Source organism: Micromonospora sp. NPDC047074 (assembly GCF_040643815.1).
Classification (GTDB): Bacteria; Actinomycetota; Actinomycetes; order Mycobacteriales; family Micromonosporaceae; genus Micromonospora.
The window spans coordinates 44565-68530 of record NZ_JBEYVB010000019.1 but is presented as its reverse complement, the minus strand read 5'-3'; the positions used below and the strand labels follow the sequence as shown (position 1 = coordinate 68530).

Annotated in this window: 23 protein-coding genes; 9 read left to right on the top strand and 14 right to left on the bottom strand. The window is 73.8% G+C overall.

The window, feature by feature from the left end; all coding sequences use genetic code 11:
• Positions 1 to 112: 112 nt before the first annotated feature.
• The 3 genes from ABZ809_RS22025 to ABZ809_RS22015 all read right to left on the bottom strand — a co-directional run bounded on the left by ABZ809_RS22025 (position 113) and on the right by ABZ809_RS22015 (position 2416).
• Complete coding sequence (locus ABZ809_RS22025) at positions 113 to 1336, bottom strand: DUF6596 domain-containing protein (protein WP_357564481.1); 1224 nt, start codon at positions 1334 to 1336, stop codon at positions 113 to 115.
• Positions 1337 to 1338: 2 nt separating this feature from the next.
• Positions 1339 to 1662: a YciI family protein gene (locus ABZ809_RS22020; protein WP_357564440.1), complete on the bottom strand. Its 324-nt coding sequence runs from the start codon at positions 1660 to 1662 to the stop codon at positions 1339 to 1341.
• Positions 1663 to 1810: 148 nt separating this feature from the next.
• Entirely contained in the window at positions 1811 to 2416 is a 606-nt protein-coding gene (locus ABZ809_RS22015; protein ID WP_357564439.1) for a dihydrofolate reductase family protein, read from the bottom strand.
• Between the two features lie 281 nt (positions 2417 to 2697).
• Here ABZ809_RS22015 and ABZ809_RS22010 point away from each other — a divergent pair, with 281 nt between their 5' ends.
• Positions 2698 to 3633 (top strand): DUF2332 domain-containing protein, encoded by a 936-nt coding sequence (locus ABZ809_RS22010; RefSeq protein WP_357564438.1) that lies wholly within the window; start codon positions 2698 to 2700, stop codon positions 3631 to 3633.
• Positions 3634 to 3685: 52 nt separating this feature from the next.
• Here ABZ809_RS22010 and ABZ809_RS22005 read toward each other — a convergent pair whose 3' ends face one another.
• Together ABZ809_RS22005 and ABZ809_RS22000 are read right to left on the bottom strand one after the other, a co-directional pair.
• The gene (locus ABZ809_RS22005; RefSeq protein WP_357564437.1) at positions 3686 to 4003 is read right to left on the bottom strand and encodes a TraR/DksA C4-type zinc finger protein; all 318 of its coding nucleotides are present in this window, start codon (positions 4001 to 4003) and stop codon (positions 3686 to 3688) included.
• A 343-nt stretch (positions 4004 to 4346) separates the two neighbouring features.
• Positions 4347 to 5648, bottom strand: a complete 1302-nt coding sequence (locus ABZ809_RS22000) for an MFS transporter (RefSeq protein WP_357564436.1) — start codon at positions 5646 to 5648, stop codon at positions 4347 to 4349.
• A 197-nt stretch (positions 5649 to 5845) separates the two neighbouring features.
• On the opposite strand from ABZ809_RS22000, the gene ABZ809_RS21995 reads away from it, so the two are divergent.
• A complete protein-coding gene (locus ABZ809_RS21995) occupies positions 5846 to 6097 on the top strand; it encodes a DUF5522 domain-containing protein (protein WP_357564435.1) in 252 nt (83 codons plus the stop codon).
• Between the two features lie 200 nt (positions 6098 to 6297).
• Entirely contained in the window at positions 6298 to 6819 is a 522-nt protein-coding gene (locus tag ABZ809_RS21990) for a hypothetical protein (protein ID WP_357564434.1), read from the top strand.
• A gap of 159 nt (positions 6820 to 6978) precedes the next feature.
• Here ABZ809_RS21990 and ABZ809_RS21985 read toward each other — a convergent pair whose 3' ends face one another.
• Complete coding sequence (locus ABZ809_RS21985; protein WP_357564433.1) at positions 6979 to 7674, bottom strand: metal-dependent transcriptional regulator; 696 nt, start codon at positions 7672 to 7674, stop codon at positions 6979 to 6981.
• A gap of 160 nt (positions 7675 to 7834) precedes the next feature.
• Here ABZ809_RS21985 and ABZ809_RS21980 point away from each other — a divergent pair, with 160 nt between their 5' ends.
• The 3 genes from ABZ809_RS21980 to ABZ809_RS21970 all read left to right on the top strand — a co-directional run bounded on the left by ABZ809_RS21980 (position 7835) and on the right by ABZ809_RS21970 (position 12560).
• Entirely contained in the window at positions 7835 to 8692 is an 858-nt protein-coding gene (locus ABZ809_RS21980) for a sulfurtransferase (protein WP_357564432.1), read from the top strand.
• Positions 8693 to 8798: 106 nt separating this feature from the next.
• The gene (locus ABZ809_RS21975) at positions 8799 to 9980 is read left to right on the top strand and encodes an acetoin utilization protein AcuC (RefSeq protein WP_357564431.1); all 1182 of its coding nucleotides are present in this window, start codon (positions 8799 to 8801) and stop codon (positions 9978 to 9980) included.
• A gap of 24 nt (positions 9981 to 10004) precedes the next feature.
• Entirely contained in the window at positions 10005 to 12560 is a 2556-nt protein-coding gene (locus ABZ809_RS21970) for a GNAT family N-acetyltransferase (protein ID WP_357564430.1), read from the top strand.
• 75 nt (positions 12561 to 12635) lie between these two features.
• On the opposite strand, the gene ABZ809_RS21965 is transcribed toward ABZ809_RS21970, so the two are convergent.
• Positions 12636 to 13046: a VOC family protein gene (locus ABZ809_RS21965; RefSeq protein ID WP_357564429.1), complete on the bottom strand. Its 411-nt coding sequence runs from the start codon at positions 13044 to 13046 to the stop codon at positions 12636 to 12638.
• A gap of 99 nt (positions 13047 to 13145) precedes the next feature.
• Positions 13146 to 14150: an RNA polymerase sigma factor SigB gene (sigB, locus tag ABZ809_RS21960; protein WP_357564480.1), complete on the bottom strand. Its 1005-nt coding sequence runs from the start codon at positions 14148 to 14150 to the stop codon at positions 13146 to 13148.
• Between the two features lie 273 nt (positions 14151 to 14423).
• Between sigB and ABZ809_RS21955 the strand changes: the two genes are divergently transcribed.
• Complete coding sequence (locus ABZ809_RS21955) at positions 14424 to 15212, top strand: sporulation protein (RefSeq protein WP_357564428.1); 789 nt, start codon at positions 14424 to 14426, stop codon at positions 15210 to 15212.
• A gap of 75 nt (positions 15213 to 15287) precedes the next feature.
• On the opposite strand, the gene ABZ809_RS21950 is transcribed toward ABZ809_RS21955, so the two are convergent.
• The 4 genes from ABZ809_RS21950 to ABZ809_RS21935 form a co-directional block, all read right to left on the bottom strand.
• Positions 15288 to 16274, bottom strand: coding sequence for a transcriptional regulator TrmB (locus ABZ809_RS21950; RefSeq protein ID WP_357564427.1), 987 nt, complete (start codon positions 16272 to 16274; stop codon positions 15288 to 15290).
• A 137-nt stretch (positions 16275 to 16411) separates the two neighbouring features.
• Positions 16412 to 20107 carry a S8 family serine peptidase gene (locus ABZ809_RS21945; RefSeq protein ID WP_357564426.1) on the bottom strand — a complete coding sequence of 1232 codons (3696 nt, stop codon included), beginning with the start codon at positions 20105 to 20107 and terminating at the stop codon, positions 16412 to 16414.
• Between the two features lie 106 nt (positions 20108 to 20213).
• A complete protein-coding gene (gene dtd, locus ABZ809_RS21940; RefSeq protein ID WP_357564425.1) occupies positions 20214 to 20636 on the bottom strand; it encodes a D-aminoacyl-tRNA deacylase in 423 nt (140 codons plus the stop codon).
• Positions 20636 to 22120: a methyltransferase gene (locus ABZ809_RS21935; protein WP_357564424.1), complete on the bottom strand. Its 1485-nt coding sequence runs from the start codon at positions 22118 to 22120 to the stop codon at positions 20636 to 20638. Before ABZ809_RS21935 ends, dtd begins: the two co-directional genes overlap by 1 nt.
• Before the next feature lie 155 nt (positions 22121 to 22275).
• Here ABZ809_RS21935 and ABZ809_RS21930 point away from each other — a divergent pair, with 155 nt between their 5' ends.
• Positions 22276 to 22857, top strand: coding sequence for an HhH-GPD-type base excision DNA repair protein (locus tag ABZ809_RS21930; RefSeq protein WP_357564423.1), 582 nt, complete (start codon positions 22276 to 22278; stop codon positions 22855 to 22857).
• 24 nt (positions 22858 to 22881) lie between these two features.
• Here the strand turns inward: ABZ809_RS21930 and ABZ809_RS21925 are convergent, their stop codons facing one another.
• Complete coding sequence (locus tag ABZ809_RS21925; protein ID WP_357564422.1) at positions 22882 to 23193, bottom strand: hypothetical protein; 312 nt, start codon at positions 23191 to 23193, stop codon at positions 22882 to 22884.
• Between the two features lie 13 nt (positions 23194 to 23206).
• Positions 23207 to 23494 (bottom strand): hypothetical protein, encoded by a 288-nt coding sequence (locus ABZ809_RS21920; RefSeq protein ID WP_357564421.1) that lies wholly within the window; start codon positions 23492 to 23494, stop codon positions 23207 to 23209.
• Between the two features lie 107 nt (positions 23495 to 23601).
• On the opposite strand from ABZ809_RS21920, the gene ABZ809_RS21915 reads away from it, so the two are divergent.
• Positions 23602 to 23958: a DUF3099 domain-containing protein gene (locus tag ABZ809_RS21915; protein ID WP_357564479.1), complete on the top strand. Its 357-nt coding sequence runs from the start codon at positions 23602 to 23604 to the stop codon at positions 23956 to 23958.
• The last annotated feature ends 8 nt before the right edge of the window (positions 23959 to 23966 follow it).

Sequence of the window (23966 nt, the reverse complement as noted above, 5' to 3'; positions counted from 1 at the left end):
CTACTTTCGCCGGGGCGGAAAGTGCAAGCTCGCGGGGGCGTGGGGGCGTGGGGGCGTGGGGGCGTGGGGGCGTAAGTGCGTGGGGGCGTGGGGGCGTCAGGGGGGTGTGGCGTTACCTCAGTTGGTCGCGGCGGCGGATCAGGTAGGCGGTCTCCGCGGTGTTGCCCGCCAGCTCGATGGCCCTGTCGTAGGCCGCGCGCGACTCCTGGCCGCGGTCGAGCCGGCGCAGCAGGTCGGCGCGGGTCGCATGGTGGGCGTGATAGCCGGCCAAGCTGTTCCCGAGCCGGTCGACGGTCGCCAGTGCCACCTCGGGGCCGTCGAGTTCGGCGACCGCGACGGCCCGGTTGAGGGCGATGATCGGTGAGGGGTCGAGGCGGACGAGCTGGTCGTAGAGGGCGACGACCTGCGACCAGTCGGTGTCGCGTACGTCGCGGGCGGAGGTGTGCACGGCGTTGATCGCCGCGAGGATCTGGTAGCGACCCGGGGCCACACCGGAGGCCAGGCGTTCGCGTACCAGTCGATGCCCCTCGGCGATCAGCGTCGCGTCCCAGGCCCCACGGTCCTGTTCGTCGAGGGGGACCAGTTCGCCGCTCGCCGAGACCCGGGCGGTGCGGCGGGCCTCGATGAGGAGCATCAGCGCCAGCAGCCCGGCCACCTCACCGTCGTCCGGCATCAGGGCACGGATCAGGCGGGTGAGCCGGATCGCCTCGGCGGTCAGCTCGTGCCGTACGGGGTCGGTGTCGGGGCCGGTCGCCAGATAGCCCTCGTTGAAGACGAGGAACAGGACGGCGAGGACGCCGGAGACGCGTGCCGGGAGATCCTGCGCGGACGGCACCCGGTAAGGGATCCGCGCCGCCTTGATCTTGGTCTTTGCGCGGGTGATCCGCTGTTCCATGGCAGTCGCAGTTACCAGGAAGGCGCGGGCGATCTCGGGCACGGTCAGACCGCCGACCATGCGCAGCGTCAGCGCCATGCGGGTCTGGATCGCGAGCGCCGGGTGACAGCAGGTGAAGATCAGCCGCAGCCGCTCGTCGTCGATGACGCCGAGAGGCTCGGGCGGGTCCGCGTTCACCATCTGAGCCTCCCTCTGCTTGTCGTCGCGCTTGTTCTCGCGCCGGATCCGGTCGATGGCCTTGCGGGTGGCGGTCATGGTCAACCAGGCGCCGGGGTTGGGGGGTACGCCGTCGCCCGGCCATCGCTCGACGGCGGTCGCGAACGCCTCGGCCGCCGCCTCCTCGGCGATGTCGAGGTCACCGAAACGCCTGGTCAGGGCAGCGACCACCCGCGCCCACTGCTCGTGGTGGGCGCGGGTGACCGCCTCCCGGACGTCGTCCACGCTCACAGGAACGGCCGCACCTCGACCCGCCGGTTGCAGTGCTTCGATCCCTCGGCGGCGAGCTTGAGCGCCACGTCGAGGTCGGGGGCCTCGATGACCCAGAAGCCGGCGAGGTACTCCTTCGTCTCCAGGAAGGGCCCGTCGGTGAACACCGGATCGCCGCCCCGGCTGTCGATGACGGTGGCCGTGTCGGGCGCCGCGAGGCCCCCGGCGAAGACCCAGTGGCCCTCGGCCCTGATCCGGTCGTTGAACGCGTTGATGGCGGCCATCTCGCTCGGGGTGCCGGAGTTGGTCTTGTCGTCGATCACGGAGACCAGGTATTGCATGGTCATCTCCTACGGTTTCGGGGCTTCCTCGTGGGTGGCCACTCACCCTTGCTACGAACACCGCTGCCACGATCCGACACCGCCCCCGGATCTCTTTCAAGATTTTCCGGTACGCCGGTGGTGAACGTCGTCCCGTGCGTCACGTCTTTCACCGGGTCGCGTACCGCGGGCGTCCGGCCGGCCGGTGGACCTGGAGGGTGACGCCCTTCGGGAAGGCTCGCGATTCGACCAGGTCGAGCGCCAGGTCCGGGCCGGTGGCGGGGAACAGCCGCGTGCCCTGCCCGACGACCACCGGGACGACGAGCAGGTTCATCTCGTCGACGAGGTCGTTCTCGAGCAACCACCGGATCAGGGCACCGCTGCCGTGCACCTGCAACTCACCCGCCGACCTGGCCTTCAGTTCGCCGACGGCCGCCGCGAGGTCACGGGTGAGCACGGTTGTGTCCGCCCAGCGCGGTCCGGTGAGCGTGGTCGACGCGACGTACTTGGGCTTCGTGTTCAGGGCGTCCGCGATGGGGCTGCTGCCCGGATCCATCACGCCCCAGTAGGGGGCGAAGATCTCGTAGGTCCGCCGGCCGAACAGGAACGCGTCGGCGCGCTGGTAGACCTGGTTGACGAACGTCAAGGCCGCGTCGTCGAAGTACCCCATGGCCCAGCCGTCCCGCTCGAATCCGGCTCGGCGGTCCTCGTCCGACGGGCCGTTACCCTGCATCACGCCATCGACGGATACCTGGGTGGTGGTCGTCAGCTTCATGATCGCGGTTCCCCTTTCCTCGGGCGCCCTCGTGGGCCTCTCACCCCTGCTACGAACGCCCCCGCCCCGCCCCGACACCGCCTCGCGGATTTCTTCGAGGACTTTCCGGTACGCGACGGGTCCGGGGCCGCCGCGCCCCTGCGCGGGATGCGGACTACTTCCGGGATGTTGTCCCCTCCGGGAGCGCGGAGGGGACAACATCCCGGAAGTTGCGTGATCCTGGTAGCGGTCGGCTCGGCACGGGGGAGCGGAGAACGTGAGGTGTCGGCGATCATCGGGGCATGACGACCGCCGAGAGCTACGTCGAGTTCGGCACCCGTGAGGCGCGCGGGGTGTCGCCGACGTACGAACGCCTCTGCCTCGCCGTCTCCCGCGACGCGGAACTGCTCGACCTGCTCGCCCCGCTCCCGCCGGCCAGGCGGCAGCCGAACCTGCTGTTCGGCGTGGTGCGGCTGCTCGGCGGGCCGGTCGACGACCCGGCGGCGTTCCACGACTTCGTGGTGGCGAACTGGCCGACGGTCGAGGCGGAACTGTACGCCCGTGCCACCCAGACCAACGAGCCCGGGCGGTGCGCCGTACTGCTGCCGGTGCTCGCCGCGCTGCCGCAGCCGCTGGCGCTGCTGGAGGTCGGCGCGTCCGCCGGGCTCTGCCTCTACCCCGACCGGTACGCCTACCGCTACGGGGACCACCTGCTCGGCACGGGCGAGCCGGTGCTCGACTGCGCGGCCACCGGCGTGGCACCGCCGACCCGGCTACCGGAGGTGGTGTGGCGGGCCGGCCTGGACCTGAACCCGCTGCGGGTGACCGACCCGGCGGAAATCGCCTGGCTCGACGCCCTCATCTGGCCCGAGCACACGCACCGGCGCGCCCGGCTGCGGGCCGCCGCAGCCGTCGCCGCGGCCGACCCGCCGCTGCTCACGCGCGGCGACCTGGTGGACGACCTGCCCGCACTGGCCGCGCAGGCGCCGGCCGGCGCGACGCTCGTGGTGTTCCACACCAGCGTGCTCTACCAGGTGCCGACCCCGCGCCGGGAGGCGTTCGCCCAGCTGGTACGCGGACTGCCCGGCCACTGGATCAGCAACGAGGCGCCAGAGGTGATGCCCCACGGCGTGCTGCCGGACCCGCCGGACTCCGCGCTGCACAACGTGCTCGCGCTCGACGGGCGGCCACTGGCCTGGGCCCGCTCGCACGGCCAGGCGATGACCTGGTTCGGCTGACCCGACGGGCTGCCGTGCCGGGGTGGCGGCACGGCACGGCAGCCCTGGCGGGTCAGTGCTGCTTCTGCTGGCAGGGCACGCAGAAGCGGGCGTGCGGCAGCACCTCCAGGCGCTCCCGGGGAATCGGCGCGGTGCACCTCTCGCAGGTGCCGTAGCGGCCCTCGGCGATGCGCCGCAGGGCTCCGCTGATCTGCTCCAGACTCCGCCGGGTGGCGGCGATTAGCGCGCTCTGGGTGTGCGCCTCGCCCGGGTCGCCGGTGTCGGCCGTCAACTGCGTGAGCCGTGCGGTCTGCGCCTCGAAATCGGTCGTCAGCGTCGTACGCAGGTCATCGAGCCACTTCTGCTCGCTGGACTGGGTGGGCGTGGTCATGGCGTAGCTCCTGTTCCGGAAATAGAAAAAGGGCCGAAGCTGAAAAGCTTCGCCCTGGTGGCCGTTCGCGAGAGTTGCGACCGGTCCACGGAGGGCTACGCCCGGCGGGGACGGGGCTCGGCAGCCCGGAGGCGGCCGAGCTGGCACACGACGGCGCGACCGCGGATCGCACCACCCGGGTCGCCACGACCGTCCGCAGGGCACGCGGGCAGGCAGCAGCGGACGCCGTCGTCACCACGACGGCGGTGCTCCTCTGCTGACCGGCCGAACACATGGAGCCACCATAGGCCGGACGGATCGGAAAGCCAACGTGCTTCCGCCGGCCGCGGGCGGACCCGACCGGTCAGGCCGCGGGCATGTCCCGCATCCTCCGTAGCGGGGACAGGACGACGAACAGGGCGGCGCTCCATGTGCCGAGCACGCAGATCCACAGTGCCGGCCGTAGCCCGAGCTGGCTGGCGAGCGTACCGCCGGTGAGGGCGCCGAGCGGGATGACGCCGAAGCAGACCCAGAGGAACGCCGCGTTCACCCGGCCCAGCAGCGCGGGCGGCGTGATCCGCTGCCGATAGGTCAGGGTGGCGACGTTGTAGAGCACCGCGTTCGCGGAGAACGCGGCCAGGCCGACACCGTAGAGCAGCACTCCCCAGCCCGGCTGCGCCAGCGGCATGAGCAGGTAGAGCGGGCCGGGCGCCGCCATCGCCACCCAGATGACCCGGGCCGAGCCGAGCCAGGCGGTCAACCGGTGGGTGAGCGCGCCCACCACGAGGCCACCGACGGCGCTGACCGAGAAGACCAGCCCGACCAGTGCCGGCGGGGCGTGCAGTTCCTGGAGCAGGAAGACCACCTCGATGGAGCCGGAGGCCATCACGAAGAAGTTCGACGTGGTGGTGCAGGCGAGGATCCGCAGCAGGATCGGCTGGCGCCGGACGAAGGCCAGCCCCTCGGTCATCTCCACCCGCAGCGGCACCCGGTCCCGGGGCGCGGGCGCGGCCCGCACGTTGCGGATCAGCAGCAGCGTGAGCCCGCTGACGGCGAAGGCGAGCCCGGTGACGACGAACGTCCGGGCCGCCCCGACGAGCCCGACCAGCACGCCGCCGAGCGTCGGGCCGACGAGTTCGGCCGAGTCCTGGCTGACGGTGAGCTTCGCGTTGGCGTCCACGAGCCGGTCCGCCGGCACCAGTCGCGGCAGCATGCTCTTGTGCGCCACCGTGAACAGCACGGTGAGCACGCCGGACAGCCCGACCACCGCGTACAGGAAGGCGAGGGTGAGCCGACCGGCCAGGGCGACCACCGGCACCGACAGCAGCAGCGCCGCCCGACCCAGGTCGCAGGCGACCATCAGCCGCCGCTGGTCGACCCGGTCGGCCAGGATTCCGGCGGGCAGCGAGAAGATCAGGTACGGCAGCCAGGCGAGCGCGGTCAGCAGCGCGACCTGGAAGACGCTGGCCCTGAGGGTGCTGGCGGCGAGCAGCGGCACCGCCACGTTGGCGACCCGGCTGCCCAGCTCGCTGGTCGTCTGCCCGGCCAGGATCAGCCCGAAGTTCCGGTCGCGCAGCAGCGACGGCCGCCGCGGTCTACCGGCCCCGGCGGGCCTGGCGGCCTGCTGCGTCACGTCGGGTTCCCGGACCGTGCCGACGTACGCCACTGGCTCAGGAGACGCGCGAGGCCGGCGTGCGGCCCCGGGACGTCACGGGACGCGGACGGCATCGTGCGGGCTGCCGCGGAACGCTGGCGCCCGGCCCGGTGATGGCCCATCGGGTCAGCCTGGCGGTGTCGTCCGGATCGGCGCCACCGGTTATCCGACCGGTGGGGACGGGACCACGCGGTTCCTAGAATGCGTCGGTGACCGGAGAACGACGACCGCTGGCGGACCGGCCGTTGACCGAGCCGCACCCGTCCCGGCTGCCGCCCGAGCACCCGGAGCGGGACCGGATCCTGGCCGTGCACGCCGCCGCCCTGGCTGCCGGTGAGGCCGGCTACCTGGACCCGGCCACCGGTCTGTTCGTGCTCAGCGCGGGCTTCCTGGCCCGGCGCGGCACCTGCTGCGGTCGCGGCTGCCGGCACTGCCCGTACGTCGACGACCGGTCGAACTAGTCCCGGGGATGCCGGTGCCCGGCTCATGCGCTTTTGCGCGCAATGTGCGCCCGTTCATGCGCGTGCCCGTTCACGTACGGGTGCGGGCTGTCGTGGCGGCCGGGAAGCCCGTACGGTGTCCGACGGAGATTCGGCGGGTGCCCTGCCGACGATCACGGAGGTTCACGGTGCGTGGGCGGATTCGGCTTACCAGCCTGAGCGTGCTGCTGGTGACGGGTTGTGGTGCGGAGCCGGAACCGGTGTCCGTGCCACCGCTACCGCCACCGCCGGCCGCAGCCGACGTGGCGGCCGCCTCGTCCGGTGGTGCGTGCCGGCTGCTGGATTTCGGCGTGATCGAGCAGCACGCCGGCTTCCGCTTCGACGTCGCCGCCGCCAGCAGGACGGGCGACAGCCACACCTGCGTGGTGCGCTCCGGGCAGAGCGCCCTGCCGGAGTTGACGCTGACCGTCACGGAGGCGTCGATCGACGCGGCGGGCTTCACCGCCGACGTGGTGCCGGAGAAGGCGGCCAAGGTCTCCGGGCTCGGCCAGAAGGCGTACCGGCAGACCATCGCCGCCAAGGGCGCCCACGGGCCGGTCGCGGAGGTGGGCTGGCTGACGGCCGAGGGCAGCCTCGCCACCCTGCGCTACGCCACCCCGCCCGCCACCGGCAAAACCGACGCCGAAACCCTGACCACCGCCCTGACAACCCTGGCCCAGACCCTGAAGACCCGCACCCTCTAGACCACCCCCGCCCCGCCGCCTCACCCCTCGCGGCGATCTTGCACTTCTGGCCCTCGGATCGCCCGTTATGTCGGAAGCGTTCGGGCAGAAAGTGCAAGATCGGCGGGGCAGTCGGGGAGGGGAAGGGAAGGGGGAGGGGCGCGGGGGAGGAGGGGCGGGTTAGTGGGCGGCTACGAAGACGCGGGAGGCTACCTCGCGGGGGAGGCGGATGCGGTCGCCGGAGCGGTCGATCGAGACGCCGTCACGCTCCTGGGCCACCGTCACCGTCGCGCCCGGGTCCACACCGGCGGCGTGCAGTTGCCGGAGCACGTCCGCGTCGGTCTGCACGCTCTCGCAGATCCGCCGGACGACGACCGGCCCGGTGAGGCCGGGGAACGCCAGGTTGCGCTCACCCTCGGCCGCCTCGGCGGTCGACGGCTCGGGCGTGCCCAGCTCCTCCAGCCCCGGGATCGGGTTGCCGTAGGGCGAGCGGGTCGGCCGGTTGAGCAGGTCGTAGACCCGCTTCTCGACCGCGTCGCTCATCACGTGCTCCCACCGGCAGGCCTCCTCGTGGGCCTCCTCGTAGGGCATCCCGATCACGTTGACCAGCAGCAGTTCGGCGAGCCGGTGCTTGCGCATCACCGAGACCGCGTTGCTGCGGCCGTGCGGGGTGAGCGCCAGGTGCCGGTCGCCCTCGACGGTGAGCAGGCCGTCGCGCTCCATCCGGGCGACGGTCTGACTGACGGTGGGCCCGCTCTGCCCCAGCCGCTCGGCGATCCGGGCACGCAGGGGCGGCACCCCCTCCTCCTCCAACTCGAGGATGGTCTTGAGGTACATCTCGGTCGTGTCGACCAAATCCGTCTTGGACACCTTCATCCCTTCCCTGCTGCGGCGAAGGTAACTTCAGGCTGGGTCGTGTCGACCAGAATCGTGCTTCACGCCAGCGGCCCTCCGGGCAACGATGCTACCTCGGTGTTCGCTGAACGACGCACGGCGAACCGCCAGGTACCTACCGGGATGGTGTTGACTGGACGCCATGTCCCGAACCGAGGATCTGCTGGTCGAGGCCGACCAGCTCGCCGTCGTACTCGAAGAGCACGCCGACCCGCCGACGTTGCTCGACGTCCGCTGGCGGCTCGCCGGCCCGCCCGGCCGGGACGACTACGCCGCCGGCCACCTTCCCGGCGCGGTCTTCGTCGACCTGGACACGGCCCTCTGCGGGCCGCCCGGCCCCGCCGGCCGCCACCCGCTGCCCGACCCCGCCGCGCTCCAGGCCGCGCTGCGGGGCGCCGGCGTCCGGGCCGGTCGTCCCGTGGTGGTGTACGACGGCGGCGACGGCATGGCCGCCGCCCGAGCCTGGTGGACCCTGCGCTGGGCGGGCCACCGGCCGGTACAGCTGCTGCACGGCGGCTTCCCGGCGTGGCTCGCCGCCGGGCTGCCCACCAGCACGGCGGTGCCGACCCCGGAGCCGGGCGACGTCGAGGTGCGCCCCGGCGCGCTGCCGGTGCTCGACACCGGCGAGGCGGCCCGGCTGGCCGCGGCCGACGACGGCGTCCTGCTCGACGTGCGCGCCGCCCCGCGCTACCGGGGCGAGGCCGAGCCGGTCGACCCGGTCGCCGGTCACATCCCCGGCGCGGTGAACCTGCCCGCCCCCGAGTACGTCGCCGAGGGCCGGTTCCCGGCCGCCGACGCGTTGCGCGCGCGGTTCGCCGCCGCCGGGGTCGGCGAGGGCCGGCCGGTCGGGGCGTACTGCGGGTCCGGGGTGACCGCGGCGCAGGCCGTGCTCGCGCTGCACCTCGCCGGCCGTCCGGACGCGGCACTCTACGTCGGATCGTGGAGCAACTGGGTCGCCGATCCGGCCCGCCCGGTGGCGACCGGCCCGACCCCGGGCTGAGCGGACCGCGCCGGCGGCGACCGGACGACCGCGCGCCGGGGCGACACCGGGCGGCCGGGCAGCGCGTGCGTCGGGGCCGCCGGGGCGCTCGTGCGACGATGAGGTCATGTCCGACGACACGGTGGTGGTGTGGGACGAGTCCCTGCTCGCCTACGACATGGGGGACCATCCCCTCGACCCGGTCCGCGTGGAGCTGACCTTCGCGCTGGCCCGCGAGCTGGGTGTCCTGGAACGTCCCGGGGTGCGGCTGGTCAAGCCGGAGCCGGCCGACGACGCGCTGCTGACCCGGGTGCACGACCCGCGCTACCTCGACGCGGTGCGGATGGCCCCCCGCGACCCGCTCTTCGCCGGGTTCGGGCTGGGCACCTCGGACAATCCGGTCTTCGACGGCATGCACGAGGCCAGCGCGCTGGTGGCCGGGGCCACGGTGGCCGCCGCCGAGGCGGTCTGGCGCGGCGAGGCCCGGCGGGCCGTCAACGTGGCCGGTGGGCTGCACCACGCCATGCCGGCCCGGGCCGCCGGGTTCTGCGTCTACAACGACCCGGCGGTGGCCATCGCCCGCCTGCTCGACCTGGGCGCCGAGCGGATCGCGTACGTGGACGTGGACGTGCACCACGGCGACGGGGTGCAGCAGGTCTTCTGGAACGACCCGCGGGTGCTGACGGTCAGCGTGCACGAGACGCCGCTGGCGCTCTTCCCGGGCACCGGCTTCCCCGACGAGACGGGCGGGCCGGAAGCCGAGGGCAGCGCGGTGAACGTGCCGCTGCCCCCGGGCGTGGACGACACCGGCTGGCAGCGCGCCTTCCACGCGGTGGTGCCGTCGGTGCTGCGCGCGTTCCGGCCGCAGGTGCTGGTCACCCAGTGCGGGGCCGACGGGCACCGGCTCGACCCGCTCGCCGACCTCAACCTCTCCGTGGACGGGCAGCGCGCCACGTACCTGGCCCTGCGGGCGCTCGCCGACGAGCTCTGCGAGGGCCGGTGGGTGGCCACTGGTGGTGGCGGGTACGCGCTGGTCGAGGTGGTGCCCCGGGCCTGGACGCACCTGCTCGCGGTGGCCACCGGGGAGCCGCTCGACCCGGCGCGGCTGACCCCGGCCCCGTGGCGGGAACTTGCCGCCGCCCGCCGGCCGGGCCGGCCGGTCCCGCTGCGGATGACCGACGACGTCGACCCGGCGTACGAGCCGTGGCAGCCGACCGGCGAGCCGAACGCGGTGGACCGGGCGATCGCGGCGGCCCGCAAGACCGCCTTCCCGCTGTTCGGCCTCGACCCGCACGACCCGCGGGACTGAGCTGGCCGGGGAGGGCCGCGACAGGTGACCACTGTGGAACATCCGGTGGACGTGCTGCTCAGCGACGGCACCACCGTGCAACTACGGCCGATCCACCCGTCGGACGGGCCGGAGATCGTGGCGATGCACTCGCGCTTCTCCGAGCGCACCCGCTACCTGCGGTACTTCTCCCCGTACCCGCGCATTCCCGAGCGGGACCTGCGCCGCTTCGTCAACGTCGACCACCGCGACCGGGAGGCGTTCGTGGTGCTGGTCGGCGACCGGATCGTCGCCGTCGGCCGCTACGAGCGGCTCGGCCCGGAGTCCCCCGAGGCCGAGGTGGCGTTCGTCGTCGAGGACGCCTACCAGGGCCGGGGCATCGGCTCGGTGTTGCTGGAGCACCTGGCCGACGCGGCCCGCCGCAGCGGCATCGCCAACTTCGTGGCCGAGGTGCTCCCGGCCAACGGCGCGATGCTGCGGGTCTTCTCCGACTTCGGCTACCAGGTCCAGCGGCAGTTCGCCGACGGTGTGGTGCACCTGACCTTTCCCATCGCGCCCACCGACGCCACCCTCGAAGTGCAGCGCGGCCGGGAACACCGCACCGAGGCCCGCTCGATCGCCCGGCTGCTCGCCCCGCGCGGCGTCGCCGTCTACGGTGCCAGCGCCACCGGGCAGGGCGTCGGCGCGGCGGTGCTCGGGCACCTGCGCGACGGCGGCTACCCCGGCCCGGTGGTCCCCGTGCACCCCACCGCGGAGACGGTGGCCGGGCTGCCGGCGTACCCGTCGGCGGCCGACGCCGGCGCGCCGGTCGACGTGGCCGTGGTGGCGGTGCCGCCCGGGGCGGCGCGGGAGGTGGTCGCCGACGCGTCCGCCGCCGGCGCGCACGCCCTGGTGGTCATCTCCGCCGGCTTCGCCGAGGCCGGCGCCGACGGCGCGGCCGCGCAACGCGCCCTGGTCCGCGCGGCGCACGCGGCGGGCATGCGCGTGGTCGGCCCGAACTGCCTGGGGGTGGCGAACACCGACCCGGCGGTACGCCTCAACGCCACGCTCGCGCCCCGGCTGCCGGTGCCCGGGCGGGTGGGCATCTTCAGCCAGTCGGGCGCGTTCGGGGTGGCGTTGCTGGCCGAGGCCGACCGGCGCGGGCTGGGGCTGTCGAGCTTCGTCTCGGCCGGCAACCGGGCCGACGTCTCCGGCAACGACCTGCTCCAGTACTGGCAGGACGACCCCGGCACCGACGTGATCATGTTGTACCTGGAGACCTTCGGCAACCCGCGCAAGTTCGCCCGGCTGGCCCGCCGGATCGGCCGGGAGAAGCCGGTCGTGGCGCTCGCCTCGCCGGCCCGCCCGCCCGGCGTGGGCGACTCCGCCGGGCCGGACGAGGTGGCCGTGGGGGCGCTGTTCGCCCACTCCGGCGTGATCCGGGTGGACACCGTCGCCGAGCTGCTCGACGTCGGGGTGCTGCTGGCCCACCAGCCGCTGCCGGCCGGCAGCCGGGTCGGCGTGGTCGGCAACTCCTCGGCGCTGACCGGGCTGGCGGCCACCGCCTGCGCCGCGCAGGGGCTCACCGTCGCCCACGGCTATCCGCGCGACGTCGGCCCGCGTGCCGGCGCGGCCGAGTTCGCCGCCGCGCTCGCCGAGGCGGGCGCCGACGACGGGGTGGACGCGCTGGTGGTGGTGTTCGCCCCGCCGCTGCCCGGCCAGCTCGCCGACAGCGAGGCGGACTTCACCGCCGCGCTGCCCAGCGCCTTCGCCGCCGGCAAGCCGGCCGTCGCGACGTTCCTGGTCGGCCGGGCGCCCGCCGGGGTGCCCGCGTACCCGAGCGTGGAGGAGGCCGTCCGGGCCCTCGCCCGGGTCACGGCGTACGCCGACTGGCTGCGCCGGCCGGCGGGCGTGCTGCCGGAACTGCCCCGGGTGGACGGGGCGGCGGCGCACGCCGCCCTGCGCCCGGAGGCCCTCGATCCGGGGGGACTGCTCTCCGCGTACGGCATCGACGTGGTGGAGTCGGTGCCCGTGCGGTCCGCCGCGCAGGCCGTCGACGCGGCGACCCTGCTCGGCTTCCCGGTGGCGCTCAAGGCGGCGGCCCCCGGGCTGCGGCACCGGCTCGACCTCGGTGCGGTCCGGCTCGACCTGCCCGACGCGGCCACGGTGGGTCGGGCGTACGCGGAGATGGCGGCGGTCTTCGGCGCGGACGTCCTGGTGCAGCCGATGGTCCCGCCGGGCGTGGCCTGCGTGGTCGAGCTGGTCGAGGATCCGGCGTTCGGCCCGGTGGTCGGCTTCGGGCTCGGCGGTGTCGCCACCGAGCTGCTCGGCGACCGGGCCTGGCGGGCGGTGCCGCTCACCGACCTGGACGCTGCCGAGCTGGTCGACGAGCCCCGGGCGGCGCCGTTGCTGCGCGGCCACCGGGGCGCGGCGCCGGTGGACCGGGCGGCCCTGGCGGACCTGCTGCTGCGGGTGGGGCGGCTCGCCGACGAGCAGCCGCGGGTCCGCGCGTTGACCCTCAACCCGGTGCTCGCCCGCCCCGACGGCATCTCGGTGCTGCACGCCACCGTCCGGATCGGCTCCGCCGTGCCCCGCCCCGACACCGGCCCCCGCCGCCTGTGAGGAAGGGCACCTTCCTCACGCCTGCGGTAGAGGAAGGTGCCCTTCCTGACACTTCGCGGCGCGGCTGCGAACCGGTCAGGCCGCCCGGCTGGAGATCTGCTGCACGGCCCAGGCGTTGCCGTCGGGGTCGGTGAAGAAGAGGAAGCCGACGTTGTCCAGCGGGTCGGGCACCGGGCGCGGGTTCTCGCCGATCACCTGGATCTCGCTGACCTCGACGCCGCGCCCGACCAACTCCGCGCGTGCCCGACGCAGGTCGGGCACGACCAGTTGGAGTCCCCTGAGCGAGCCCGCCGGCATGTCGGGCACCATCCCCCTGCCGATCACGATCGAGCACCCGGAACCGGGCGGGGTCAGCTGCACGATCCGCGCGTCGTCGCCGACCACCGTGTCGTGGTCCACGACGAAGCCGAGCTGGTCGGCGTAGAACGACTTGGCCCGGTCCACGTCGGAGACCGGCACGATCACCACTTCCAGAGTCCAGTTCACACCCGTTGGTAGCCCGCCGGGCGACCCGGGTCAAGGAGCCCGGCCGGACGAACGCGAGGCCCCGGCGAACCGCCGGGGCCTCGCGTGGTGCGGGGGACGTCAGCAGGCGTACGCCTCCAGACGCTGCGCCCGCTCCGGCGCGCGCAGCTTCAGGAGGGTCACCTTCTCGATCTGCCGGATCCGCTCCCGGGACAGGCCGAACTCCCGCCCCACCTCGTCGAGGGTGCGCTGCCGGCCGTCGTCGAGGCCGAACCGGAGCCGGATCACGGCCTGCTCCCGCTGGGACAGGGTGGACAGCACGATACTCACCTCGTTGCGCAGTTCGCCCTGCGCTGCGGCGTCACCCGGCTCGGCGCTCGGGTCGACCGCCGCCACGAAGTCACCGAGTGCGCTCTCGCCGTCCTCGCCGACCGCCTGGTCGAGGCTCACCGGCTCCCGGTCGTACGAGATCAGCTCGATCACCTGGAACTCCGGGATGTCCATCGCCCGGGCGACCTCGGCGACGGTGGGCTCGCGGCCCAGCGAGACGGCCAGCTCGCGGCGGGCCCGGACCATGCGGTTGACCTGCTCGACCATGTGCACCGGGATGCGGATGGTGCGGGCCTGGTCGGCCATCGCCCGGGTGATCGCCTGCCGGATCCACCAGGTGGCGTAGGTGGAGAACTTGTAGCCCTTGGCGTAGTCGAACTTCTCGACCGCGCGGATCAGGCCGAGGTTGCCCTCCTGGATCAGGTCGAGGAAGGCCATGCCGCGACCCGTGTAGCGCTTGGCGATGCTGACCACCAGGCGCAGGTTCGCCTCCAGCAGGTGGTCCTTCGCGGCCCGGCCCTGCGTGACGACCAGCTCCAGGTCGGCCCGCAGCTCCGTCGAGACGGGGGTGCAGGTCGCCAGTTTCTCCTCGGCGAACAGCCCGGCCTCGATCCGCTTGGCCAGGTCGACCTCCTGCGCGGCGGTCAGCAGCTTCGTCCGGCCGATTCCGTTCAGGTATGCCCGGACCAGGTCCGTGGAGACGCCACGCTCGTCGGTGGCGTCGAGGTCGGTCAGGGTTTCGGTGGCGCTCGCGGCCTCGGTGGTGCCGGCCGGGCGCGTCCGGTGCTCCATCATGTGCTGGGCCATCTCAGTTCTCCCCGTGTCCACGTCTGTGCCGTTGGATCCGGCGCGGTGGTGCCGGTGTGACACTTAGCTTGGCGGGCGGGGCGTGAAACGGGAGTGAGGCGATCGGGGACCCGACACGAATTCTCGTCGGACACCTGCTCAGCGTGGGCGGCTCGTCGCCGGGCGCTTGTTGCCGCAGGCGGTTACCGTGCCAGCGGTCGGCCAGTAGGGCCGGCGACCGGCGGCGACGTCGGCGCACCGGAACAGGTTATGGAGGGTGTCGTGGTCTTCAAGCGGCTCATGCAGGCGATGGGTGTGGGTGGCCCGTCGGTGGAAACCGTGCTGGCGAATCCGAACTGCCGCCCCGGCGGCCAGCTGGAGGGCGTCATCCACGTGGCCGGCGGCGACCACTCGGTCGACGTCGAGTACGTGGCCCTGGGCCTGGTCACCCGGGTCGAGGTGGAGAGCGGCGACAACGACTACGAGACCACGCAGGAGTTCCACCGGCAGGCCGCGACCGGCGCCTTCCGGTTGGAGGCGGGGCAGCGCCACGACATCCCGTTCCGCTTCCCCGTGCCGTGGGAGACCCCGCTCACCGACCTGTACGGGCAGCACCTGCACGGGATGACGATGGGGCTGCGTACGGAGCTGGAGGTGGCCCGGGCAGTGGACAAGGGTGACCTGGACGCCGTGGCGGTGCACCCGCTGCCGTCCCAGCAGCGGCTCCTGGAGGCGTTCCTGCGGCTGGGCTTCCGGTTCGCCCGGGCCGACGTGGAGCGGGGTCACATCTACGGCGTGCGGCAGAGCCTGCCCTTCTACCAGGAGATCGAGTTCTACCCGGCGCCCCAGTACGCCGGCGCGATCAACCAGCTGGAGGTCACCTTCGTCACGGACCCGCAGCAGATCCAGGTGGTGCTGGAGCTCGACAAGCGCGGCGGCCTGTTCACCGAGGGCCGGGACGCCTTCGGCCGCTTCACCGTCGACCACGCCACCGCCGAGCGCACCGACTTCACCGGCCAGCTCGACGGCTGGATCCGCCAGTCGCTCCAGCGGCGCGGCCTCTTCTCCTGACGGTGGGCGGGCCGGCCCCGACGGATGCGGCCGGCAGCGGCAGGCACGGGAGAGCCACCCGTTGCCCGCCGGCCGTCACGCCCAGCCGTGGCGTGCGGCGTGCCAGCCGAGCTGCATCCGGGTCTCCACCCCCGCGAGGTCCATCAGGTGGCGCAGGCGTCGCTGGAGCGTCCGCAACGACAGGTCGAGCTGGGCGGCGACGACCGGGTCGGTGAGCCCGGCCAGCAGCAGCGCCAGGATCCTCCGGTCCAGCTCGGTCGGGCCGTCGGCCGTGGGGCCCGCGTCGCTGTCGTCGGCGGGGGCGGCCAGCGCCGACGAGTCGAGCGGGTGCGCGTGCCGCCAGACGATCTCGAACAGCGCGTCCATCGCGGCGAGCAGCCCGGTGCGGTGCAGCAGCACCGCTCCGGGCTCGCCGCCGGGCGTGGCGGTCAACGGCACCAGGGCCAGCTCCGTGTCGGCCAGGATCAGCTTGATCGGCAGGTGGTCGACCACCCGTACCTCGACGCCGTCGCGCAGCGACTCCAGCGTCTCGGCGACCACTCCCGGTATGGCAAGCGTCGGCCGGTCGATCACGACCCGGAACCGCACCCCCTGGCCGACCGCCGTCGACTCCACCCCGTTGGCGCCCGGTGGCACGGCGATGAACGGCGTGGTGACGAAGCTGCGCACCTGCGTGCGGGCGGCGTGCTGCACCTGCGCGAACCGGTGCCGGACGGCGTCGACCCCGCTGACCACCTCGATCAGCTCGTCGATCGAGCGCCCCGCGATCGACGAGCGGTACTCCTCGGCCAGCCTGACCAGCGCGAGTTCCGCGTTGTGCAGGGCGCCCCGCTGCTCGCTGATCAGCGCCCCGAGCGCGACGGCGGGCGGCGCCACGGAGAACTGCTCGTCCGGGCCGCGCTTCACCAGGCCGTACGCCGTCAGTTGCGAGAGCGCCGCCTCGACCGCCACGGCGGGCATCCGCAGGGCGTCGCCAAGCTCGGCCGGGCCGGACTGACCCCGCCGGACCAGCAGGCCGTAGACCGCCTCGTCCCCGGGGCTCAGACCCAACGCGCCCAGCATCGGTGGCTGCCTCCCTCTGCCCGCTGCGGCAGGCAGAGTATGGGACACGGTCACCGGTCCTGACCAGCCCGGGAGTGCGGACCGGTCGTCGGGAAGGGCCCCGGAACGCTCCGCGTCCCGGGGCCCCGCCAGCCATCTCACCGCAGGCCGTACGCCCGGATGAGTTCCTGCCGGATGCCGAAGCCGGCGTCCGTCTCGGCGCTGGCCCGCACCGACACGAAGCCGCCCGGCTTCCTCGGCAGGTCGAGCGAACCGGTCCAGCGGTCACCCGCGCCCTTGCTCAGGGTCACCTTCCGCCAGGTGGCGCCGTCGTCGTACGAGACGTCCAGCGTGACCGACGTGACGGTGCCGGTGCCGGTGCCGCCCGGCTGCGGTCCGGCCTTGACGCTGATCCGCTGGCTGGTGCCCGCCTTCACGTCGCCGCGCAGGTCGGTCTCCAGCGCGTAGTCGAGCTGGAGCAGCGCGAACGGGACGAAGGTGTCGGCGTCGTTCGAGCCGGAGACGAAGTCCCACTCGGTGTGCGTACGGGTGGACAGCCGCCACCGTTCGGCCGGCCGCGAGGCGTCCAGCACCAGCCGGTACGGCAGCGTGCCGGCGGGCACCGGATTCCACTGCAGGTCGGCGTTCCACTCGTTCTCGCCCACCAGCTTGTCGCCCTGGTAGAGCTTGAGGTGCGTCGGCACCGAGCCCCACTCCATGTTGCCGCCGTGCTCCAGCACGTCGTCCGACGGGCTCCAGGCCTGCACGTTGAGGGTCATGTAGTCCTGGTAGCGGCTGTTGCGCACCCCGAACGCCCGGTTGAAGGCCGGCCGGACGGCCGGCGCGAACCAGTCCAACCTGGTCGTGGTGCCCTTGGCGTACGTGTTGAGGTAGGCCGTGTCGGTCCAGCCGCCCTGGTCGTGCACCTCGTGCCAGATTACGTCGGGCGTGACCCACTCGGTGCGCGTGTCCGGGTGCGACTCGGACTCCGCGAAGCCGAACGAGGGGCTGAAGACCATGTCGTACCGGTAGCCGGAGCCGGGGGAGTCCACGGCCGCGTGGTAGCGGGCGTCGATCCGGCCCAGGTCCCGCTGCCGGGGGTGGTAGACGAGCGGCTGGTTCGGCACCTGTCCGGGCCAGACCCGGGCCAGGTCGTAGACGTAGCCGGCGTACGGGGTCCGGGTGACGGTCAGCTTCCGCGGCCCGCCCCGGGTCGCGGCGATCAACTGCTTGCCGGCGTCGCGGTGCACGGTGGCGACGGGGATGGCGGACTCGCCGACGTACTCGTTGAGGATGCCGGCGCCGTCGTTGACGACCAGCAGCAGCTTCGCGCCGGCGGCCGCCGCGGCGGCGGCCCGGACGGTCGGGTCGACCGCGTCGCTGCGGGTCACCACCACGGCCCGGCCCTTGACGTCGAGACCGGCGTACGCCTCCGGGGCACCGGTGCCCGCGTAGACCGGCCGCAGCGTCTCGGTGCCGGCGGTGACGGTGCTGCCCGGCTGGACCGTGGCGTCGATCGGGGACCGGCCGGGGATGCGCAGGCTCAGCATCGGCTCCCCCTTGCGCCACCGCGCCGCCATGGTGAACGAGACCGTGCTGACCCGCTCGGTCGGCAGGACGTACAGGTCGTCGTAGCGGATCGGCAGCTGGTACGCCGCCCGGAAGTCGCTGCCGTCGGCGTACCCGACGGTGTAGTCCAGCTTGCGCTGCCGGTCCTCGGTCCGCTCCGGCGCGGTGGTGTCGAGCAGCCGGGCCCGGCGCGCGTCCAGCACCACCTCGGTGCCCCGGTCGAGCACGGTCTCCGGGTCCAGCAGCAGGGCGAAGCCGAGCCGGTCGCCCCGCTCGCCGGGGACGTCCAGCACGGCCTCGACCGTGTAGGTCCCCTTCGGCAGCCGCAGCGTCCGCTCGCCGGCGACCGGGTACTGCCCGGGGTTGGGCTCGCCGGCCCGGTTCACCAGGACCGTCGCGTCGGCCGGCTTGCCGTCGCGGCCGATCAGCTTGACCTTCAGGTCGTACCGCTCGTTCTCCTTGAGCAGCCCCAGCGCGGTACGGGTGACCGCCGCGCCGGTGGCGGCGTCGGTGCCCACCAGGTAGCCGGTCAGCTCGCCGTGCGCGTCGCCGCGCGGGTCGCCGGTGACCGCGACGTCGGCGCTGCCGCCCGCCGGCACGGTCACCGAGGAGGCGCCCAGCGCGAACGGGCCGCCGCCGGTCAGGGCGAGGTCGAGGGTCACGGGGGCGGTGCCGGAGTTCGTAAAGGTGACCGACCGGGTGACCGGGGCGTCGGTCGGCTCGTGCGGCCAGTCGAAGGTGCCGAAGAACGCCGAGCCGGTGGCGCGTACGGTGCCACGCACCGCCGCCGCCACGTCGAGCCGGCCGGTGCCGACCTGGTACGGCCGGTACTCGTCGGCCAGGCCCTTCGCGCTGCTCATCAGCGCGTCCTTGAGCTGCTGACCGGTCCAGTCGGGGTGCCGCTGGGCGAGGATCGCGGCGGCCCCGGCGACGTGCGGCGTGGCCATCGAGGTGCCGTCCATGCCCTGGTACGGGCCCTCGCCGGCGGCCTGCTGCGAGCGGGCCGCGACGATGCCGACGCCGGGCGCGGCGAGGTCCGGCTTGAGCGCGCCGGTGCGGGCCAGCGGGCCGGTGCTGGAGAAGCCGGCCAGCGCGTCCTGCTTGTCGACCGCGCCGACCGTCAGCGCGCTCGGCGCGGTGCCGGGCGAGCCGATGGTCTGCGGGCCGGAGTTGCCGGAGGCGACGACGAAGAGCGTGCCGTGCCGCGCGGAGAGCGCGTCCACGGCGGCGACCATCGGGTCGGTGCCGTCGGTCAGCGAGCCGTCGCCGAGGCTCATGTTGACCACGTCGGCCCGGGACTCGGCCGCCCACTGCATGCCGGCGATGATCCAGGAGTTGAGGCCGTACCCGCCGTTGTCGAGGACCTTCCCGACGATCAGGTCCGCGCCCGGGGCGACGCCCCGGTGGTCGCCGCCGGAGGCCGCGCCGGTGCCGGCGATCGTCGAGGCGACGTGGGTGCCGTGCCCGTTGACGTCGGAGGTGTCCTCGCCGGGCACGAAGCTGACCTTGTCGTCGACCTGGTCGACCAGGTCGGGGTGGCCGGGGTCGACCCCCGTGTCGAGCACCGCGACCCTCACCCCGCTGCCGTCGTACCCGGCGGCCCACGCCGCGGGCGCGCCGACCTGGGGCACGCTCTCCTTCAGTGCCGCCTTGACCCGGCCGTCGAGCCAGAGCTTCGTCACGCCGTCGCCGAGGGCCCGGGCCGGCGCCGTCGCCGTGGCGGGCGCGACGGTGGACCAGAAGGCGCGGGCCTGCTTCTTCTCGGTGGTCAGCGCCGCGCCACCGACGCTGGGCAGGTCGCGGACCAGCTTCGCGCCGCGCGGCGGCGCCGGCTTCGCCGTGCGTGCCTTCGCCGGGGTGTACGCCGCGATCAGCGGCAACGTCTTGGTCTTCGCGTCGTCGTACCCCATCTCGATGAGGTCGGTGACGTTGAACAGGCGCCGGTCGAGCTTGCCGCCGTCCAGGAGCGGCAGGGCCTCGTCGGGCAGCACGTACAGGTCGTCGCCGCTCTGCCGGACGCGTACGCCGCCGGTGGCGTTGTCGGGCCGGTCGACCTCGGCGGTGGCCTTGCCGTCCGCGAAGGTGGTGACCGTGACCACGTCGCCGGTGATCAGGGTGACCGTGTGGGTGCCCTGGGCGGCCAGGCCGGCCGGGGGCGGGCTGGCCGCCGTCGCGGGGTCCTGGATCGCGGCGAGGCCGGCCGCGACCAGACCGGCCGACGCGGCGGCGGCGGTCAGCCGCCGTCTCGCGTAGACCCAGGTGAAGGGCTGTGAGGGGGATGGCATGCGACGGTTCTACCGTCGCCGCTCCAGCTGCGTGAACAGTTGCCGGTGGCGGGGTTGTGCCACGGCGCGACTCCGCCACCGGCTCCGGTGCCGGACGCCGTGCCGGTCAGAGTTCGAGCAGCACCGTGCGCGGGCCGACATTGACGCTCTCGACCAGCATGTGGGCGCGGAAGCGGCCGGTCTCCACCTTCGCGCCGCGGCCCCGCAGCACCTCGACCACCGCCGTCACCAGGGGCTCCGCCACCTCGGCCGGGGCCGCCGCCGTCCAACTCGGACGCCGGCCCTTGCGGGCGTCGCCGTAGAGCGTGAACTGGCTGACCACCAGGATCGGCGCACCGGTGTCGGCCGCCGACCGTTCCTCGTCGAGGATCCGCAGCTCGTGCACCTTGCGGGCCATCGTGCGGGCCGTGTCCACGGTGTCGGTGTGGGTCACGCCGAGCAGCACCAGCAGCCCGTCGTCGATCGCGCCGACCACCTCGCCGTCGACCGTCACGCCGGCCCGGCCGACGGTCTGCACCACCGCCCGCATCAGCCGGCCACCGGCTCGATGAAGCCGCGCTCGACGAGGTGCGCGACGATCGGCCCGGCGGCCTCGGCCAGTTCCCCGGGGGTGACGTCGTGCGCGGCGGCCAGCAGGGCGAGCTGGTCGCGCAGCGGCAGCCGCCCGTCGGCCCCGCCGACCAGGGCCAGCACGAGAGGATCGATCTCCTCGGTCCAGCGCAGGCCGTGCGGCATGGCCAGCACCTGCCGGTCCACCGCCCAGCCCTCGTCGCCCATGGTGGCCTCCTGGCGCAGCTGGAGGTCGTCGGCCGCCCGGAAGCGGGCGGCGAGCAGCCCGTCGGTGTCGCGTGCGCGGAGCCAGTCCTGCCGGTCGAACCACGCGTCGACCCGGTCACCGAGCGGCGGCTCCACCCGCTGGCGCAGGTCCTCCACCCGGACGACCGGCGTGTCGTGGCCGGCGCGGCGCAACGAGACGATGCCGAAGCCGACCGCCTCCACCTTGTGCGCGTCGAACCAGTCCAACCAGGCCGCCGCCCGCCGCGGGTCGGCGGCCTCGCCGACGTCGGTGAGCCACAGGTTGACGTACGCCATCGGGTCGGCCACCTCCCGCTGGACGACCCAGGCGTCCAGCCCGGTGCCGTCGAACCAGCCGGTCACCCGCTCGGCCCAGTCCTCCCCGGTGACGTGCACCCAGTTGGCCAGGTACTGCATGGTGCCGCCCTCGGTCAGCAGGCCGGGCGCGGCGGCGGCCAGTTCCGCGCCGATCGCGTCGCCGACCCGCCCCGAGTCGCGGTAGACGTGCGTGGTGGTGCCGGGGCCGACCACGAACGGCGGGTTGCTCACCACCAGGTCGAAGCGCCGCCCGGCGACGGGGCCGACCATGTCGCCGCGGAGCAGCTCCCAGTCCTGGCCGTTGAGCGCGGCGGTGGTGGCGGCGAAGCGCAGCGCCCGCGCCGAGACGTCGGTGGCGGTGACCCGGCGCGCGTGGGTGGCCAGGTGCAGGGCCTGCACGCCGGAGCCGGTGCCCAGGTCCAGCGCGGCCTCGACGGGCCGGCGGACGGTCGCGCCGATCAGCGTCTGGGTCGCCCCGCCGATGCCGAGGACGTGCTCGGAGTGCAGCGGGCGGCCGGGCCGGGCGCTGGCCGGCACGTCGGCGAGGACCCACCAGTCGTCGCCGTACGGCTCCAGGTCCACCCCCATCCGCAGGCCGTCGCCGTGCCGCTCGACCAGGCCCCCGGCGAGCGCCTCGTCCAGCGACAGGGGCGCCAGCGCGGCTGCCACGGCCGCCTCCGGCTCGGTCTGCTCGCAGACGAACACCCGGATCAGGGTGTCGAGCGGGTCACGGTCCTCGGTGGCGCGCAGCGCGGCCCGGAAGTCGTTGCGGGCCACCCCGCCGGTGGCCTGCGCGCCGAGCCGGGTGGCGATGCCGTTCGAGGTGAACCCGGCCCGGGTCAGCGCGGTCCGCAACGCCTCGACGCCGGCGGGGGAGAGCAACATGTCGTGTCCGTCCACGTCGTCATCCTGCCTCCTGCCCCGCGCCGGGATGCGGCCACCCACGGGATCCGGACCTCCGCGGCCGGTCAGCCCGGCGGGTCCCTCGGGCAGCCGCCGCGCCAGGCCGCGGCGCGGCGCGTACGCGGTCGCGGCGCTACCGGCAGGATGGTGCCATGACGTTGTCGCTGCCCATCGGCCCCGAAGCCAACGAACTCATCAACCGGGACCCGCTGGCCCTGCTGATCGGGATGGTCCTCGACCAGCAGGTGCCGATGGAGAAGGCGTTCTCCTCCCCGTACGTGCTGGCGCAGCGCCTCGGGCACGCGCCCGACGCCCGGGAGCTCGCCGGGTACGACCCGGAGGCGCTCGTCGCCCTCTTCGCCCAACCGCCGGCGCTGCACCGGTTCCCGAAGGCGATGGCGGCCCGGGTGCAGGAGGTGTGCCGGTCCCTCGTCGACCGGTACGACGGCGATGCCGCCCGACTCTGGTCGGACGCGGCCGACGGCCGGGAGCTGCTGAGCCGCATCGCCGACCTGCCCGGCTTCGGCAAGCAGAAGGCGCAGATATTCCTCGCGCTGCTCGGCAAGCGGTTCGGGGTCACGCCGGCGGGCTGGCGGGAGGCGGCCGGTGGCTACGGCGACCCGGACGCCCACCGCTCGGTGGCCGACGTCATCGACGCCGAGTCGCTGCGGCGCGTGCGCGAGTACAAGCAGCAGATGAAGGCGGCGGCGAAGGCGAAGTCCGCCGAGGCGTGACGCCCGGGCGGTTTGGACCGGCGTTCAGGCGGCGGTCGGCCGGGAGAGGGCAGCCAGCGCGCGTCGTACGTCGGCGAGGGAGACCGTGGCCGAGTCGTCCAGGTCGGCCAGGCCGGCCTCGATCCACTGCCGCATCAGGGTGGTGACCCCGATGCCGCGCGCGTCGGCGGCGGCGCGCACCCGCTCGTAGGTCTCCAGGGGCAGCCGCACCGAGCGGCTGACCATGGGGGTGTCGGTGTCGGGGGTGGGCAGTTCCACCGGCCGGCTCCCGTCGATCAGCTCCGCGAGCCGGTCGTCGCCGCTGTGGAACTGCTTCGTCGCGTCGTTACGGTTCATCGTCACCGCCTCCTCATCGGCGAGATCTCCGCACGGCCTCGTCGTAGCGCTTCGCCTCGACGTCGCTGAGCTCGCGGGCGGAGAGGATGTCCCAGTCGTTGTCCGTGCCGTCGGCCTCGGCGAGCAGCACCGCCAGTCGACGCCCCCGGCTGGCGGCGGCGTAGACCACCATCACGTCGTCGCCGAGGTGGCGGATCACCCGACGGGTGCTGTGCAGCGCCTCCCAGACTTCCCCGGGCGTGACGTCGTAGACCCTCAGGTTGGCCAACGCCTCGTCGGTGAAGCTGAACCTGCTGCCCACGGCGCGAGCGTACCACGGACGTGGTACGCGTCCGGATGAAGCGAATTTCGCTGATCACGCGCCGTAGGTGACAGGATGAGGCGTAATCCCCTCCGAGGAGGTCCGTGGTGAAGCGTCAGGCGTACCAGCCGATCCTGATCACCGACGCCCCGCGCAGCCAGGACGACCAGCTCAACAGCCGCCAGCGGCGCTACGTCCTGATGATGGGCATCCGGGTGGTGTGCGTGATCGTCGGTGCCGTCCTGGTCGGCGTACAGGCCCCGCTGCTCTGGCTGTGGCTGCCGATGGTGGCCCTGGGCATGGTGCTCATCCCGTGGCTGGCGGTGCTGCTGGCCAACGACCGGCCGCCCAAGGAGCAACACCGGCTGGCGACCCGCTTCCAGCCCCGCCACCGGGACGACACCCCGCCGATGAGCCTGCCCGCCGAGGAACGCCCCCACAAAATCATCGACGCCGAACCCTGACCCGCCCC